Source organism: Aquiflexum sp. (assembly GCF_041749095.1).
Classification (GTDB): domain Bacteria; phylum Bacteroidota; class Bacteroidia; order Cytophagales; family Cyclobacteriaceae; genus Aquiflexum.
Genome location: NZ_JBGTCA010000011.1, coordinates 50,639 through 67,365, shown reverse-complemented (window position 1 = coordinate 67,365; position 16,727 = coordinate 50,639). Strand labels below are relative to the sequence as shown.

Here is a 16,727-nt window from a genome sequence, read left to right as displayed (position 1 = left end):
TGCTGTTTTTCAATTATTCTGGAAGGATACACAGGCTTCCCTGTACATCAACACTTCAGGCGAAACACTAGCAAAACAAGGCTATAGAAAGATACCCGGAAAAGCCCCGATGTTGGAAGCATTGGCTGCAGCCACCATATATGCAACCGGTTGGGACAGGGAAAGTCCTTTTATCAATCCCATGTGCGGTTCCGGTACTTTGGCGCTAGAGGCTGTCATGATTGCGACTGACCGGTATCCGGGACTTTATCGTGACAATTATGCCTTTATGCATATTTTGGGTTATGAGGAGTCTTTCTATTCATATCAAAAAGAATTGTTGGAGAAAAAAATCAAGTCCAAACCAACTTTAAGGGTAATTGCAAGTGATATCAGCGAGCAGGCAGTTTTGTTCAGTAAGGAAAATGCGGGGTATGCGGATATGGAAGAAACCATTGAATTTGAAGTCTGTGATTTTGAAGAAACCACCATCCCTGAATCAGAAAACGGTGTTGTAATATTTAATCCGGAGTATGGGGAAAGGCTGGGAGAGGAGGAGGAACTGGGATTGACCTACAAAAGGATCGGGGACTTTTTGAAACAAAAGTGTGCAGGATACACAGGATATATTTTCTCAGGAAATCCATCATTGGCAAAAAAAGTCGGTTTGAGAGCTTCCAGAAAAATCGAATTCTATAACGGAACGATAGATTGCAGGTTATTGAAGTTTGAATTGTATAAGGGGACGAAGAAGGGGGTGTGATTTTTTTTGATGAGGAAATGCTGAAAATTCATGTTATAATTTATTTATAAACACTGAATTGACAATCTTTCCCGCAGAGGCAAATAAGTATAACTTGAATCTTTTCGCGATGGTGGTAACCTTTAAATATTAGAGTTAACATAACACTAGGGGAATTGATTGCTTTGCTTCCAATTTCGTCCAATAAAAACTGCACAATGATGGATCATGTCAAACTATATCCCTTTATTTTCCAAAAGAAGATAATGGTTTATTCACGATAAATTACCTTAATTTGTGTATATATCAATATACAAGTAATTAATTGAATTTCTGACCCTTGAATTTTTGACCAAGTCAGATATGGTTTTGGCACAAGATTTAAAAGGATAAAGAAAGTTAAATGAAAAGTTTAAGTTTGTTATAAGTAAATGAATGAAATTTTAGCTTAGGGAAAATTATGATTACCAGAATCAAGATACAAGGATATAAATCGATTCAGGATCAAGAGATTGAGTTAAAGCCGATTAATATTTTACTCGGGGGAAATGGTGTTGGAAAGAGTAATTTTATTTCAATTTTTACATTAATCAGAAACATATATATCCAAAATTTACAGAGCTATGTAAAGTCTAAAGGAGGAGCAGATACTTTTTTGCATTTCGGAAAGAAAACAACATACGAAATTAATTTTGAAATTACTTTTGGTTCTATTTTATCAGATACTAACAGATATATTGTTAAGCTTAAGGAAGCTCAGGACAGTCTTTTTATAAATTCAACCAAAACTGCATTTTTGTCTTACACAACATGGAGCCATCAATGGATTGAAAAAAATAAATTGGAATCAGAATTAATTCAAACTAATAAAGGACAAGCATATTATTTGAACAAACGGTTGAAAGAGTTTGATGTATATCATTTCCACGATACAGGAGATAAGTCTCCTATGAAGGGGAATTCAAATGTAAACGATAACCGATATTTAAAAAATGATGGTTCTAATATTGCTTCTTTTCTATATTTTCTCAAATTAAAACATAATAAGCACTTTCAACGGATTGAGAAAACCATTCAATCTGTTGCTCCTTTTTTTGATAAATTTGTTTTAGAACCATCCAATTTGAACGTTGAAATGATTAGGTTGGAGTGGAGGGAAAAAGGTGCCCCTGAATCCTACTTTAATGCCTACCATCTTTCAGACGGCACACTTAGATTTATCTGCTTAGCTACACTATTGATGCAACCCGAACCTCCTGGAACTGTCATAATAGATGAACCAGAACTTGGTTTGCATCCTGTAGCTATTAATAAACTGGCAGCTCTTATTAGAAATGTTTCAAAAACCACTCAGGTTATAATTTCAACCCAATCCCTTAACTTAATTGATAATTTTGATCCTGAGGATATTGTAGTGACAGAACGAACAGAGCAGGGTTCAAATTTTTATAGATTGAATCCACCTGATTTGGAAAATTGGCTGAAGGACTACACTCTTGGGGATTTATGGGGAAAGAATATTTTTGGGGCCCAACCTTATACTATCGGATGAGGAGATTAGTTTTTGTGGTAGAGGGAGATTGTGAAATCATCTTTGTCAATAAGTTCATAATACCTTATTTATATCGTCTTGGGTTTAGAAACCCGATGAATGCACAAACGATCACCACAAATAGAAAACAACATAAGAAGGGTGGGGTAACAGGATACCAACTCTTTAGAAATGAGCTGGAACGGACACTTTCTCAAGGAGCAATTGTAACAACTTTAATTGATTTTTTTAGATTACCTACAGACTTTCCAGGGTATAATCAAAATAGTGACAGGATTAGGGAAATAGAAGAATCAATTATTAAAGACTTTGGGAATAATATTGATCTAATTCCTTACATCCAAAAACATGAATTCGAAGCACTATTATTCTCAAATATTTCTGGTTTTAAGATTGTGATTGACAGGGAAGAACAACTAAATGAAGTGAAATCAATTATTGAATCCTATTCAAACCCCGAAGACATTAATAACTCTCTTGAGAATGCACCTTCCAAGAGATTGATGAGAATTTTTGAATATGACAAGACCTTTCATAGTGAAATGATTCTTGAAAGTCTTGGTATGGAAGAAATTCTAGATAAATGTCCTAGGTTTAAAGAATGGGTTGAACGGATTGTAGCAAGATTAAGCATGAATTTTTAAGATAAACGTAATAAGAATTGAAATTAGAATATTCCCCCCAATCAAAGCTTCCCCATCAATCCATCAATCTTGGACTTAAGGTCATTGATTGCTTTACTGTACCGATCATCCCATTCTGTCAGTCTCTCGGTTGATTTCATTTCTGTTTCATACTTGATTCCCGGAAGAATCCATGAAGCATATCCACTGAATGGATCTGATGAAGCATAAAGTGATCGGTACCAGTTTCCGAAATACATCCCCTTAGGATCGATAAAGCTTTTTTCCAATGAAATCAGGTCTTTATTGATTGCTTTCAATTTCTTGGAATCTTTGATATTTGAAGCCAACACTTCTGCAATTTTGCTGTCCAATGCCGTAGCGCTTTTTTTCAATTCGGCTATGGAATTTTTGGATTTTGTGAAACCAAAGAAATCTTTATTGTAGCTTTTCACCTCTTTTTCGGCAGCTTCAAAATGCATCTGAAGGTCTTGGGCATATCTGCCAACATGGTAAGGGATGATTTCAGCATTTGCCAACCTCAGGCTCAATATACCGATCACTTGTTCTACAGTGCCGCCCATTTTGAAAGTTGGATCGGCAAACTTCTCATAATAAGTAAGGTTATCATAATTGGTGTGGTACAAAGAAGGACCACCTGCACCACCACTCATAGAGGGAACTCCTACATGCATATAGAATGCGATATGGTCAGAGCCACCTCCCAGATTTCCTATATTTGGTTCATCACTTCCTTTTGCCCACACATCATATACAGTTTTTGAGGAATCCGGATAGGCGACTTCTTTGGCAGCGTCCATGATTGATCTTTTCAAAGTAGGTGAAGATGCAGCTCCGAAGTTTCTTCCACCAACAGCCGCATCCAAATTGATATAAGCGACTGCTTTGGCACCCAATTCATTTCTGAATTGCTCGACCCATTCTGTGGAACCGATTACACCATGTTCTTCTGCATCCCAATGGGCGATCAAAATAGACCTGGCAGGCTTTTTTCCATCTTTAGTCATTTTGCCAAGGGTCTCCGCAAGGCTGAGCAACATGGCCGTACCCGAATTAGGATCAGTCGATCCAAAGCTCCATGCATCATAATGACAACCTAAAATGATCCATTCATCAGGATTCGTTTCTCCTTTTAAAGTTCCTACAACATTGTTTGCCCTGACATATCCTCTTTCTTGTTCTACTTTCAATCTTACAGTCAAATCTTTTCCTCCCTCGAGTCTGTAGGTAAAGGGAAGCCCACCTTGCCAGCCTGCCGGAACAGGTTTGCCCTGCATTTTACCAAGGATTTCTTTTGCGGAACCATAAGATATTGGAGTGACAGGAATGGTAGGCAAACCCACTTCATCGGGATTAAGTCTTTTGATTTTGGTTTTTCCATCCAAAGGAAGTGCAGGTTCAAAAGGCGTAAGCGGGTCACCAGTCCAATCTGCTGTCAACAAAGAACCTCTTTGAATTGAGCTCTCACTAAATGAGGTACCATCGGGATAAACAAGTCCTTTAGCATAACCCGAATCATCGGGATCAGTGAAAATCAAAAGTCCGACAGCACCATATTGCTCGGCGAATTTGGCTTTATAACCTCTGAAATTCCCACCATAACGCGCAAGTACTATTTTTCCTTTGACATCAATTCCTAATTCTTCAAGTTTTTCGAAATCCGCTTTGACACCATAATTGACATAAACCACCTCAGCAGTCACATCACCACTGCCAGAGTAGGCATTCCATCCTTTCCACAAACCAGGATGTGATGAAAATGGATCTTCTTTTAATATATATTCCTGTTGGTTTAAAGGTTGTCGAATGGGAGTGACCAATTCGACAATCGATTCACCCGGTTCTTTTGAAAGGTAAAGGTCATAGGGATAAACAGCTACATCCCAACCAGCTGCTTTCATTGACTGTACCATGTAATCCTTAACCTTCTCATTTGCTACCGAACCTGCCACATGTGGAACTGAGGTTATTTCCGTCAAATGGGTTTTAAATCTGCTAAAATCTACTGTTTTTTTAAATTGCTTTTCGAGTTCCAGTTGTTTTGAACCTGCGTCTTTTGTGAATCCTGTTAATGTCTGTGCTTCAAGTTGAAAGCTGATCAGGGCTCCAAATGCTAAAGTCAATAGTAATTTCTTGTTCATAGGATTAATTTTTTGTGAAAAAAAACACATCACAAAGATATCTAAATAGGAGTGTAGGAAGTCCCAAAATTGTTAAATGGTAGATATTTGTTGTGGTTAGTTGGTATTGATTTTCCACAGTCAATTGCAAATACCATGACCCTTTTTTCCCACTTAATTAAATAAACCCTCTTTTTATTTATTGATCGAACAAGTTTTGGGAATCGGTATTTCTAACCTGATTCAAAGAATAATAAAAAAAACCATCTTCTGAAACATCAAAAAATGGGTTTTAAAATCTTAAATTATTATTCAGTTCCTGTTCAAATATTGGTTCCTTAAACTTATCTTCATTTTTTCATCTATGCCAAACTCTTTCTCCAGTAAATTGTCGGCATTGCCGTATTTTTCCTCGATTTCATCCCAAGCAGCGACTAAATATTCCTCTTTGACTCCCATCAATGCTTTGGCCCTTTCTTTAGGAATTCCATAGGCTTCCATCTTTTTTAAATCTATTTTTTCAACGGCTTCATTGGAACGTAGATAATCTTCCATGATGGTTTCCCAATCCGCACCAAGGGCATGGAGTATAAGGGAGGATGCAAGACCGGTTCTGTCTTTTCCAGCACTACAGTGAAATAACACGACAGTATCTTCATTTTCCAAAGCATTGAATAATGGTTTAAAATCCTGAATATTTTGAACGAATCCCCTATTGACTTCCTTCATAAGCTTATCCAAATCCTCTTCTTTAAAATCCGGGCTTGTTAGGATTTGAGAAAACTTTGCCATTCCTTTTTCATCCAGATTCCCGATAGGGGCATTTATCCAATCTACCTTCATACCGCTTGGTATGTGGTCGGGTTCTCTTTTGATCTCAAAATCGGACCTGAAATCAATGATTGTTTGCAAATTGGTTTGCTCAACTTTTTCCAATTCCTCCGGCTGAAGGTTGGAAAAACTTCCTGATCTATAGATTTTTCCTGACTTAACCTTTAGAGAATCATTGATCTCAATTCCGCCGAGTTCCCTGAAATTTGGACTTGATGCGAGACCTAGATTTATTTGAGCATGTGACTCGAATGTGCCCCAAACAAAGAATATGATAAGGGTTAAAATTTGCTTTTTCATTTTTATACGATTTAATATTATTTCAACATCCATATATCTGCAAAGACATCATCATTGCCGCCAAACTGTCTTTGGATGGCCTGTGATGCGTTTTCTCTGTTGTTAACTACTTCTCTCACAGGATATTGCCATCTTCTGGGTATTAAAGCTTTGTAGTTAGAGAGCCACTATCGGAAGCACTACATAAGAAGGTCGTTTAATATCATGATAAATGGTATTGTTAGCTTTAACAGTCCTCTTATTAAATCCTAATTTCTCACCCGTATTAGGGTTTACATCGTAATTTGGAAAGTTTGAACTGGAAATATCAATTCTTATCCTATGGCCTTTTTTGAAGACATTGGCCGTAGGAAATGGTGTAATTGTAAATTCATATACTTTGCCCGGCTCCATTAATTCCGCTTTTTCGGGCGAATTTCTATATCTGGCCCGCATTATACCATCAGTAAGGTTCATTTCGTATCCACTAGGATAATCTTCCGATGGAGGATAAACATCAATTAATTTGGCTGTAAAATCCGTATCCAAACAATCAGAGGAAGCGTGGATTTTGACAACAATAGGTCCGGTAATCTGCATTTCATTTTCTAAGGGCTCAGTTTGATATACCATCACATCTTTTCTTGCACTTAATGGTAAATACGGGCTTTTTGAACCAAAAAAGCCGGTATTCGGATTTCCATCATACGGTTTTTCTCTTTGATCAAAAGCGCCTCCGGTCCATACTGGTTGGGTGGAAGCCATGCCTCCCCCTATAGTCGGAACCGGGTTTTCCGGATCAAAAACAAATGTAAAAGGAACTTCGTTTTCCTTGGGTTTTGAAGCACTAAGGCTACCATCTTCATGTAAATAGTAATTTACAGATTTGGTGTCAGGTAGAGGCCATTGATTGGCAGTATGCCAAAAGCCACCATGAAACAGTCGCCCATTTTTGTCCTTGTGGCCATCACCTGTACCCATTACAAATATTTTTACTGGAAGCTCCTCCTCAATAATATTTTTTTCTCCTTTTAGGAAGTGATCAAACCACATTTTTTCCCAATCCTGAGTTACGGGATTTTGGGCATCTTCCCCAAATTCAACATCTCCTGCCATTGTTTCCTTTGTATTATGCGTCCATGGTCCCATAAGTAATTTTATAGGGGATTTTTTGATGGCACTTAAGCCCAGGTAATTATCTATGGCGGTCTGACAATAATTATCGTACCAGCCAGAAATATGGATCATGGGGATATCAGAAGTCTGATCGTAATATTCTACCCAGTTGAAGCCCATTTGCTTCCAATAATCATCATAATCAGCATGGTCCATCATTTCGAAAATATAATCTTCTATTTCCGGATCAGCAGAAAGGGGGTTATGCCCTTTTTTTAATGGAAGTACGTGAAACCAATTGCTTACCGGCTCGTTTTTCATGCGTTCTTTTGCAATAGGATCCTCAGTTTCCTTTGCGAGGTTGGAAAAAGCCCATGTTAATTGTTTATTGGTGAAAGCACCATAACTACGGATACCATGTGTCCAGCCATTGGAAGTCCCACCAACAGTAAGCATTATAGTACTTAAATGAGGGGGGTTAAGCTTTGCTGCAGAAGCTTGAACGTGAGCTCCATATGATCCTCCTTTCATTCCTATCTTTCCATTACTCCATGGCTGAGCTGCAATCCACTCAACGGCATCATAGCCATCATTTGGCTCATTCACATATTTACTGAATTTTCCTTCTGATTTATACCGGCCACGGCAGTCTTGAAAAACCATGATGTACCCATTTTTACAATAAAAATCTATTCCTTCAACATCTTTAGGATCTTTGTTGTAGGGAGTCCGGAGGAATATGACCGGAAATTTTCCATCCAGTTTTGTGCCACCCTTGGCCGGAAAGTAGATGTCTGTAGCTAAACCGATGCCGTCTCTTGTGGGAACCATGATATTTTTTTCTACCGAATAATTTTGTGCAAACAGTGTAGTACATAATAATATGGACAGGTGCATAAGCAATAAGCTTCTAAGATTATGATTTTTCATTTTTTTGGATTTTTAAGGATGTTTTAATTATATTTCAATTTTTGGTTTGGCATTCCATGTTAGTGCAAAAAATGCTGCGCTCAGTAAACAGGATGCAATTATTAAGGCAAATGCCCACTCCCACCCGTAGGTTTCTGCAGCCCAGCCAATACCCACACCTGATAGTGTAGCCCCAATGTATCCCCAAAACCCTGTAAACCCTGCGCCACTAGCCGCAAGCTCCTTTCCTGCAAAGGTGGCTGCCGCGACACTTACCAGCATGAGAGCACCACTTGCCAGAAAGCCGCAAACAGATATTATTATTAGTATCAGCCAGGTGCTGCCATAGGGGACTATGAGGAAAAGGAAAACGAAAAAAGACAACAAGAACATGAAAATTGCCATAATTGGGCCTCTTCTGGCTTTAAATGTACGGTCTGAGAGGTATCCGGAAAATAATATTCCCAATATGCCAATTACTTCATAGGCTGCAAGTACCCACCCACTTTCTGTTATTGTAACTCCCTTTGTGGCACTTACAAAGGTCGGTGCCCAGGTCATTATTCCATACCGGACGATGTATAGGAATAGGTTGCCCATTGCAGTAAACCAAATAAATTTGTTCTTGATAACCCTAGCCAAAAGCTGATTTTTCACAGCTTTGCTGCCCGTCAATTTTTCAGGAATTAGGCGACTTTTTTCACCTTTGTATTCTTCAACCGGGGGCAACCCTATTTTTTCCGGTATATTGGTAAGCCGTATAAAAAGAAATACAGAAGTTAATATCGCCAAGAATGAGGGGGCTATAAATGCGTTTTGCCATCCACTCAAAATGAGATAACCTCCTGAGATATAAATAATAGCTGCACCAAGTTGATGCGACGTACCGAAAATACCCCATATCTTTCCATATTCTTTTGGAGAATACCAGTGACTTAAAGATCGTGCACCTGCTGGAAATCCCATACTTTGAAACCAGCCATTTAAACCCCATAATAAAACCAATATCCAAAGACTGGTGGTGACGCCAAAAATTAAATTGGCTATGCCTGACATAAACAGTCCAATAGCCATAAAATATTTAGGATTGGATCTGTCGGACAGAATTCCGTTCAGAAATTTTCCGAGGGCATAAGTGATCTGCAGGGCAGAAACAACCAATCCAAGCTGGATTTTATTAAAACCAAGGTCTGCTTCCATACCTGGTAAAGCCATGGAGATGTTTACCCGGCAAACGTAATAAACAGCATATCCAATAAAAGAGGTATATAAGATTCGGGTCCTCCAGTATTTATAGGTGGCATCGATCTCTGATTTTGTGGTGACAGGAGGGGCTTCTTTTTCTAAGACTTCCACGATATTCTAATGATTAATTTTACATTGAAAGTTTTGATAAAGCCTCACTAAATTTCTCGATGGTAGCTTGAATAGAATCGGAAGGATATGGAAAGGCTTCCTTTAGGTTCATAGCCATGGAGCGTTCAAAAAAATCTATATTCATATAATAATCTAATTCCATAGTTTATATAAATTTCATTTTCTATTAGAATAAGTATCGATATAACTACATTTTATTCTAAGCTAAAAACACATTAAATATCTGCATTTGGTAATTCATTGAAATAAGCGATAGTATTGTTGTTTATGGAAAAACATAAGAAATTTGTTGTGCACGAAACTACATTGGAAATGTTTTTAGAAAATTTTAATTATATTAATTAAGGGTTAAAATTATGTTAGTATAAAAAAAGATCGTGTGCGAACTACCCCAAGTTATAGACATATGATCTCCAAAGATTTAAGATTAAAAATCGGAACAATGAACATAATTAGTGGCATCACAATAACACAACAAATACCGTGAACTATTTTAATCCAAGAAATTCAGCAGAACGGTATTCAATAGGGAGACCTGATTTTCATAGCAACACCATTAATCATATTAAAGAGAATTTACACATTGATAGAAAACTTGATAGGGCATTGGATATAGCGTGTGGAACAGGTCTTTCTACTAAAGCACTTTTGGATATTGCAATTGAGGTATATGGGACAGATACATCGCAAGAGATGTTGAACCTTGCCTTGGAAAAAGATAAAATTCATTATCAAATTGCATCGGCAGAGCAACAACCTTTCACAGACAATACCTTTGATTTAATTACCGTTAGTTCTGGCGTCCATTGGTTTGATATCGACAAATTCCTGATGGAAGCAAACCGACTTTTAAAAAGCAAGTCATGGTTAGTGCTTTACGATAATTTCTTTATTTCTGAGATTGTTGGCAAAAAAGACTTCTCTAATTGGTTTCCGGAAGTTTATAAAAAAAAGTTCCCTTCTCCGCCACGGAACAATACCTACTTATGGACGAATGAAAATCTATTTATAAAGAATTTTAATCTGGTAACAGAAGAAAGATTTAAAAACACAGTTGCATTCAGTAAAAAGCAATTGGCTTTATATTTTACTACACAGAGCAATATCATTGCAGCAGTTGAGAAAAACGAAACAACCTATGAAGAAGTAGAAAACTGGCTAGATAGAGAACTCTCTCCATTTTTTGATAATGACTTCCAAACACAGGAAATTAATTATGGTAATTGGATTAAATACATTCAGCGGCTGAATTAAGATGAAGATCGTACACCCACCAAATTCCTTTGTAACTCAAAACTTATTTAAGCCTAATTTACTCCTAATAAACTATAGCCACTTTTGGGGTGTACATTAAAAAACAATTTTGCCCCATGAATTCACATATTCTAACCAATGCCAGAATAATAACTTCGACAGAAGACTTTATAGGTACCGTAAAAGTAGAAGAAGGTATAATTGTGGATGTAGTAAAGGGTAAGACCTATGCAGAAGGTGAAGATTTGCATGGTCTATGGCTATCTCCCGGTTGTATAGATATACATTCCGACTACCTTGAGCGTGAAATACACCCTCGGCCCAGCGCAAAATTTCCTCTTCCTATGGCTTTTCATTTTATGGATCAGCGTGCAGCTGCGTGTGGTCTAACAACTGTGTTTAGCGCTATTAGCCTCACTGAGAACGAATCACGCGATAGGACTTTTAAAAGTGCCGTGCAACAAGCGCAAGCCATTGATGAGCTCAATGTAAATTCTCTGGTAAATCATTATTTACACGCCCGCCTCGACCCTAATACTGAGGCCTCAGTGCAATACATTGATGATATGTTGGCAATTCCCAGCCTTAAAATGGTGGTTTACAACGAGGGCATTCCTGGACAGCGACAGTTCAAGCTTGAAGACATTATTGTGAAAAGGGCTAAAATGATGGCGATTTCTGAAGAGGAATCCAGGCGAATGGTTTTTGAAGAAATCGAAAAGCTTAAAAATGTAAATAAACGTCCAGAGTTTTATGCTGCCTTTAAAGATTTTGTGCCATTGGGTAGCCATGACGATACTACAGAAGCGCATATTATGGAGGCCTTGCAATATGGTTCTACTTTGGCAGAAATGCCCACTACCATGGAAGCGGCAATTAAAGCCAAGGAAGTGGGGATGTCTGTATGTATGGGTGCGCCAAATTATGTTCGAGGAGGTTCTCATTGTGGCAATTTGTCTTGCCATGAAGCCATGGAAAAAAATCTGGTAGATATGCTTTGCAGCGATTATCATTTTCCCACAATGCTCACTGCCGTATTGATGATGATGAAAAATGGCAAGAAGCCGAGTGAGGCGATCAATTATGTAAGTCTCAATCCAGCCCGATATCTAAAAACCGATAAAGAAACAGGAAGCATCGAAGTAGGTAAAAAAGCTGATTTAATATGCTTTGAAAGCCAGGAGAATTTTGCCAAGATTTTCAAAGTGTGGGTGGATGGCAGAACAAAATATTCTACAGAAAGACCGTTTAATAAATCAGATGCCACAAGAAATGTCGCTTCCTATGAAGAAGCTTCAGCTAATCTGTAATGTTTTGACAACAGACTTTTGGCTTTTGGTAAATAGATTTGCTTAATATTTTTTTAGTGAAAGCGCTACTGAACTTAGCCAATTACCAATGCTTTAATAATAATTGGCTTTTCTATTTGAATGGGGCGGCTATTCTATCAAACCTATTCGCATAGAATTTATGGAATTCAAAACCACCAGATTCCACATCCGAAAGTTATTTGAGCGCAAAAATGACCTATGGTTGGAAAGCCAAATTCAGCCTTGATAGTTGTGCCTTCGAAACTTGAATTATCTAATTGCTAATAATATTTTAAAACTACAAAATTGGAAGCATAGGTTATGAAAAATGATTGTGGATTTACAATAGATAAAGAATGGTTTAGATATAGAGCTGCAGCAATTATCATAGAGAATGAATGTGTACTATTTGTTAAAAATGAATTGGATGATTACTACTATTCTATAGGAGGTGCTGTACATATTGGCGAGAGGGCGGAAGATGCTGTAATAAGAGAAGTATCTGAAGAGGCTGGAGTTGCCTATCAAATTGAAAAATTAGCATTTATTCATGAAAACTTTTTTACCGGTTCGGGTACTTTAGGTGGATATAAATGTCATGAAATTGCGTTTTATTATTTGATGAAACCTAGAGGGAGTCAAGCACTAAATAGTAATAGTTGTAATTCCTAAGGTATTAAAGAATATATGCATTGGATACCAATTAATGATTTAAATCATTATAAGGTATTTCCAACTTTTTTTAAAGATAAAATCCATAAAATTGATGACTGCTTAAATCATATTGTCACTTGTGAATATTAAATATCATCGTCTACACTGATCATATCTGCACCAAATCTAATATTCAATTGGCAAGCTTATTTAATATATTGAATAAAAAGCTCATTCAGACTTACTTGTGGAGGTTGAAAATAAAGTTGATATAAGAACTATTCTTCAGCTTGGCTTTATCAATGCCATTGCAGGCATGAGTGATGGATTTTTATATGCGTTTTTGCCAGTTTACGGGATTGAATTGGGCTTCACACCCATGATGGTCGGCGCGCTGCTTTCCATGAATAGATTTGTTCGTTTTTTCACCAATAGATTAGTTGCTTTCATTGCCAGCATTACAGGGGTGAAAAAACTCTATGTTGGCGGAATTCTATTATCCTTGCTGGTCAGCCTTTGTTTTGCCACTATGCCCCCATTTGTATTTTGGGTGATAGCCAGGGTGCTGTGGGGATTGTCATTTTCAATCATTCGATTTTCTAAACTTCAATACTTATCGCTTTGCAGCAAAATGGGCACTGCCTTTGGGCTCTCATCCAGCATTGGAGGGAGCGTTCAAATCATCTCATATTTTCTTGGATCAATCATAATCGCCACCTACCCTAAAGGAATGGTCTTTATGGTTTATGCCTTTTTACTTGTGTTGTGTATTCCCTTGTTGTACCGAGTCCCCACCATCAAAATCGTAACGCAGGATATAAAGCTTACCCAATTTCAATTGCCAAACAAAATCGATCTTTGGGGCTTCTTGACCAATTTTTCTCTTGATGGTATATTAATCGTAGGTATCTCGGCATTAATGAAATTTGAAGGAGATCAAGAAAACATACTTTTTGGCACTGCCTTATTTATTTCCATAAGGCGAGCAATAGGAATTGTATTTGCTCCATTGTTTGGTATTCCGATTGATCGCTTGGGGCTGTTCAAATCTTATATCATTATGGTGGGCATGTTGCTTTCAGGTATCGTTTTGGTCATATTCGATCATATCATTCCTGGATTAATCGTCATTTTCATTGGCGCAACGGCCAACCAAACTCTAGTGCCACTATTGAGAATTCAAACATGCCAGCCACATCAGCAATTCAGTGCAGTTACCCGGCTCAATAGTTCACAGGATATGGGTGCTGCTTTTGGTGCTCTTTTTGGATTGTCGCTGATTTTAAGTGTTCACAATGCCTTGTTGTTTTCAATCATTGGAGCTACCACATTTGGTCTGAGTATTATAGTAGGGCAATTCATCAAAAAGCAAGAAAAAATGGGGGTGCAATTTATTGCGCAACCCAACACACCACAGTAATAAGTTAGATTTTGTTGCCAAATAATCATTTGCTTTTCACAGGACTCAACACCAATCCTGATTTGATGGCTTCCACGAAAAGGCCTCCTGCTTCTTCAATACTTCCGTCGTTTTTTAAATGTATTACCTGGTCTCGATCTACAGCCAGAGAATCGAATTCTTTAGACCTTTCAATCCGCTTTTGTATTTCTTGATCATTTTCTCTTCCTCTGCTTTTCAATCTGTCCCAAAGAACCTCCTCACTGACCGAAATTAAAATCACCCGCAGTGAAGGATATTTTTCCAGCGCTTTTTCCAGGTAACCGCGAGAGCCATTCATTACCACGTTCATACCATTTTCCATCCATAAGTTGATTTCAATGCCTATTCCGTATTTATTTTCGTGACTCTCCCAATCTAAGGCAAACAAACCTTGTGCTTTGCGGACCTCAAACTCATTGTGACTAAGTGCAATATGGTTTTCACCGGTATGATCGACCTCACGGGTAATGTACCGATGGGTAAATAATACCGGAGTTCCCGGCGCAATGTTTTGCCTCGCGTAATTAATTAGGGTGTCTTTGCCTGCGCCTGATGGGCCAATGACATAAAAGAGTTTTCCTTTATATGTTTCAGTAATCATAGCAATTGGTTATAAATTTCTTTTGGTCCTGAAATGTTTTTTCCATTAGCAAATTGATATTGATGTTGGTTTGATGATTTCGCCAAGCATCTCTGATAAAGCATTCCATCATTTTTCCGGACATACTCAATGATTTTTCAATAGGAAAACCCTTTATGAATCGAAGCAACAAATATAGACTCGCAAAGGTGTCGCCTGTGCCACTGTAGTAGCCGGGAATAAAATCATGCTTAGACTCTATCGTTTTTTCACGACTGTAATATCGATTAACAACCTTGTCGTCTTCTACGCATCCGGTAAGTATAAAATCGAGCTTAGGGTATTTCTCTTTAAAATCGATAATACTGTTTTTGATACAATCACCGGCGGTGGAAACATCATTCCCGCTTAATTGGGCCAACTCGGTGACATTGGGTGTGGCCAAATCAGCCAAAGCCAAAAGCCTTGACCACGATCCGGCAATTTCTAAATTGACATATAATCTTTGGTTGTCGCCACAGACAGGATCAACCATTACATATTGAATGGCATTCTTAAATTCTATGAGAATATTTTCAATGATTTCTGCTTGTTGGGAATCGCCTAAATAGCCGATGTAAGCAATAAGCGAATGACCTTGCTGAATAGTCAGCTCAATTGTACTTTGCAAAAGCTCCTTAAAGGGTAAGTCGAAACGTTTGTGATTTTTCATGTTCCCTGTACCGGACAATAATACCGTTGGCACAGGCAAGGCATGCGGACCCAGAATACCCATGACCATTTTAAGTCCGGCAGTGCCAAGGGCAGGGAGGCTATTTATCGTTAAAATCTTAAGCGCTGAATTCACGGCTTAGGGGTTGGTTTGACTTTGATTTTACTTTTATGCTGGCCATTACACCAAAGTGGTCACTCGGAAATTCACCGGCATTGTTGGGATTATCAAGTACTACCTGCGTCAAATCTACTTTCAAAGTAGACTGGCTGCTTTTTTCCAATAGAAAAATAAAGTCGATACAACGGCCATCGCCGGCTTCAGGTGTGAGCATTTCTGAAACGGTTTTTTTTGGTAAAGTTATATGTCTTGCAGACCGCACTTTGGCACGGCGAAAGGCATTGCTTACTTTGAAATCGGGATGCTGGTAGAGATACTGAATAGTGATACCGTCTTCGGTGCAATTGAAGTCACCACAAAGCAAAACGGCGTCAAAAGATTCTTTTAAAATGTCTTGAGAAAGAATGGCTTCTATTTGATTGAGCCGAAGACTGTTTTCAACTTTTAGATGAGTAAGATGCGTATTGATCACTAAAAGACGGGCTGTATTAACTTCTACAATCGAAAATTGTGCTATACGCTCACCATCAGCCGGGTGATCGGGCAAATTAATAGCAAAAGAATCTATAATTGGATAGACCGACAAAATACCAAGCCCGGAAGCACTCTCAAGAAATTGTCCGTTGATATAGCGGTCTTTAACTCTAGCAGCACTAAAACTTGAATATTTTAATCTACTTTTCTCATCTGAACTTTGATCAGACGATTGTTTTTTATGTTGCTCTGACTGTAGCAATTTGAGGGTGTCATATTTACCGGAGGTAGTCCAAAATACTTCTTGGCACACTATTATATCAGGGTTTAGCCTTTCAATTTCTGAAGCCATCCAGTGAATTCTTTCAGGATAAACTCCATCGCACTTCCAGGTATTTATAGTAAGTATTGTAAAATTTTCCATGCCCTTGGTGGTTTTGTGTCATAATGCAAGTAACGATATACGTGTGCATTTTTGGTGAGTGTTAAGTTAGCTTTTGATAATAAAATAGAAATAAAATTCTAACAAAATAATTGAATAATTAATAGATAAAATTATCTAATATTTAGATTTTTTTAATTATTGGGGCATGAATATCATATATGTACAATACAGGTTAATGTTGAATTAAA

At 37.8% G+C, this 16,727-nt stretch carries 14 protein-coding genes and 1 pseudogene; 8 read left to right on the top strand and 7 right to left on the bottom strand.

Annotation, left to right across the window (positions count from 1 at the left end; translation table 11 throughout):
• From ACEW8O_RS00800 to ACEW8O_RS00790, 3 genes and pseudogenes are all read left to right on the top strand, one after another.
• Positions 1 to 742: pseudogene (locus ACEW8O_RS00800) on the top strand (class I SAM-dependent RNA methyltransferase); the annotation flags it as partial.
• A 439-nt stretch (positions 743 to 1,181) separates the two neighbouring features.
• Entirely contained in the window at positions 1,182 to 2,273 is a 1,092-nt protein-coding gene (locus ACEW8O_RS00795; protein WP_373492715.1) for an AAA family ATPase, read from the top strand.
• The gene (locus ACEW8O_RS00790; RefSeq protein ID WP_373492714.1) at positions 2,270 to 2,917 is read left to right on the top strand and encodes a DUF4276 family protein; all 648 of its coding nucleotides are present in this window, start codon (positions 2,270 to 2,272) and stop codon (positions 2,915 to 2,917) included. The genes ACEW8O_RS00795 and ACEW8O_RS00790 overlap by 4 nt, the downstream gene beginning before the upstream one ends.
• A gap of 41 nt (positions 2,918 to 2,958) precedes the next feature.
• Here the strand turns inward: ACEW8O_RS00790 and ACEW8O_RS00785 are convergent, their stop codons facing one another.
• The 4 genes from ACEW8O_RS00785 to ACEW8O_RS00770 form a co-directional block, all read right to left on the bottom strand.
• A complete protein-coding gene (locus ACEW8O_RS00785) occupies positions 2,959 to 5,058 on the bottom strand; it encodes a M28 family metallopeptidase (RefSeq protein WP_373492713.1) in 2,100 nt (699 codons plus the stop codon).
• 291 nt (positions 5,059 to 5,349) lie between these two features.
• A complete protein-coding gene (locus tag ACEW8O_RS00780; RefSeq protein ID WP_373492712.1) occupies positions 5,350 to 6,168 on the bottom strand; it encodes a tyrosine-protein phosphatase in 819 nt (272 codons plus the stop codon).
• Positions 6,169 to 6,324: 156 nt separating this feature from the next.
• Complete coding sequence (locus tag ACEW8O_RS00775; protein WP_373492711.1) at positions 6,325 to 8,193, bottom strand: CocE/NonD family hydrolase; 1,869 nt, start codon at positions 8,191 to 8,193, stop codon at positions 6,325 to 6,327.
• A 27-nt stretch (positions 8,194 to 8,220) separates the two neighbouring features.
• Complete coding sequence (locus ACEW8O_RS00770) at positions 8,221 to 9,528, bottom strand: MFS transporter (protein WP_373492710.1); 1,308 nt, start codon at positions 9,526 to 9,528, stop codon at positions 8,221 to 8,223.
• 504 nt (positions 9,529 to 10,032) lie between these two features.
• Between ACEW8O_RS00770 and ACEW8O_RS00765 the strand changes: the two genes are divergently transcribed.
• The 5 genes from ACEW8O_RS00765 to ACEW8O_RS00745 all read left to right on the top strand — a co-directional run bounded on the left by ACEW8O_RS00765 (position 10,033) and on the right by ACEW8O_RS00745 (position 14,187).
• The gene (locus tag ACEW8O_RS00765) at positions 10,033 to 10,803 is read left to right on the top strand and encodes a class I SAM-dependent methyltransferase (protein ID WP_373492709.1); all 771 of its coding nucleotides are present in this window, start codon (positions 10,033 to 10,035) and stop codon (positions 10,801 to 10,803) included.
• 116 nt (positions 10,804 to 10,919) lie between these two features.
• Positions 10,920 to 12,113, top strand: a complete 1,194-nt coding sequence (locus ACEW8O_RS00760) for an alpha-D-ribose 1-methylphosphonate 5-triphosphate diphosphatase (RefSeq protein ID WP_373492708.1) — start codon at positions 10,920 to 10,922, stop codon at positions 12,111 to 12,113.
• A 103-nt stretch (positions 12,114 to 12,216) separates the two neighbouring features.
• Positions 12,217 to 12,360, top strand: coding sequence for a pyridoxine 5'-phosphate oxidase C-terminal domain-containing protein (locus ACEW8O_RS00755; protein WP_373492707.1), 144 nt, complete (start codon positions 12,217 to 12,219; stop codon positions 12,358 to 12,360).
• A 74-nt stretch (positions 12,361 to 12,434) separates the two neighbouring features.
• Positions 12,435 to 12,785 carry an NUDIX hydrolase gene (locus ACEW8O_RS00750; protein WP_373492706.1) on the top strand — a complete coding sequence of 117 codons (351 nt, stop codon included), beginning with the start codon at positions 12,435 to 12,437 and terminating at the stop codon, positions 12,783 to 12,785.
• 229 nt (positions 12,786 to 13,014) lie between these two features.
• Positions 13,015 to 14,187, top strand: a complete 1,173-nt coding sequence (locus ACEW8O_RS00745) for an MFS transporter (RefSeq protein WP_373492705.1) — start codon at positions 13,015 to 13,017, stop codon at positions 14,185 to 14,187.
• A gap of 25 nt (positions 14,188 to 14,212) precedes the next feature.
• Here ACEW8O_RS00745 and phnN read toward each other — a convergent pair whose 3' ends face one another.
• The 3 genes from phnN to ACEW8O_RS00730 are packed head-to-tail and all read right to left on the bottom strand — an operon-like array spanning position 14,213 to position 16,518.
• A complete protein-coding gene (gene phnN, locus ACEW8O_RS00740) occupies positions 14,213 to 14,809 on the bottom strand; it encodes a phosphonate metabolism protein/1,5-bisphosphokinase (PRPP-forming) PhnN (protein ID WP_373492704.1) in 597 nt (198 codons plus the stop codon).
• Positions 14,799 to 15,635 (bottom strand): bifunctional hydroxymethylpyrimidine kinase/phosphomethylpyrimidine kinase, encoded by an 837-nt coding sequence (locus ACEW8O_RS00735; protein WP_373492703.1) that lies wholly within the window; start codon positions 15,633 to 15,635, stop codon positions 14,799 to 14,801. Before ACEW8O_RS00735 ends, phnN begins: the two co-directional genes overlap by 11 nt.
• Positions 15,619 to 16,518, bottom strand: coding sequence for an endonuclease/exonuclease/phosphatase family protein (locus ACEW8O_RS00730; RefSeq protein WP_373492702.1), 900 nt, complete (start codon positions 16,516 to 16,518; stop codon positions 15,619 to 15,621). Before ACEW8O_RS00730 ends, ACEW8O_RS00735 begins: the two co-directional genes overlap by 17 nt.
• Positions 16,519 to 16,727 lie beyond the last annotated feature (209 nt).

What these genes read in the sequence shown, in the direction of transcription:
- ACEW8O_RS00795 (WP_373492715.1), top strand. Translation starts at nt 1,182, where the DNA reads ATGATTACCAGAATCAAGATACAAGGATATAAATCGATTCAGGATCAA.
- ACEW8O_RS00790 (WP_373492714.1), top strand. Translation starts at nt 2,270, where the DNA reads ATGAGGAGATTAGTTTTTGTGGTAGAGGGAGATTGTGAAATCATCTTT.
- ACEW8O_RS00785 (WP_373492713.1), bottom strand. Translation starts at nt 5,058, where the DNA reads ATGAACAAGAAATTACTATTGACTTTAGCATTTGGAGCCCTGATCAGC.
- ACEW8O_RS00780 (WP_373492712.1), bottom strand. Translation starts at nt 6,168, where the DNA reads ATGAAAAAGCAAATTTTAACCCTTATCATATTCTTTGTTTGGGGCACA.
- ACEW8O_RS00775 (WP_373492711.1), bottom strand. Translation starts at nt 8,193, where the DNA reads ATGAAAAATCATAATCTTAGAAGCTTATTGCTTATGCACCTGTCCATA.
- ACEW8O_RS00760 (WP_373492708.1), top strand. Translation starts at nt 10,920, where the DNA reads ATGAATTCACATATTCTAACCAATGCCAGAATAATAACTTCGACAGAA.
- ACEW8O_RS00750 (WP_373492706.1), top strand. Translation starts at nt 12,435, where the DNA reads ATGAAAAATGATTGTGGATTTACAATAGATAAAGAATGGTTTAGATAT.
- phnN (WP_373492704.1), bottom strand. Translation starts at nt 14,809, where the DNA reads ATGATTACTGAAACATATAAAGGAAAACTCTTTTATGTCATTGGCCCA.
- ACEW8O_RS00730 (WP_373492702.1), bottom strand. Translation starts at nt 16,518, where the DNA reads ATGGAAAATTTTACAATACTTACTATAAATACCTGGAAGTGCGATGGA.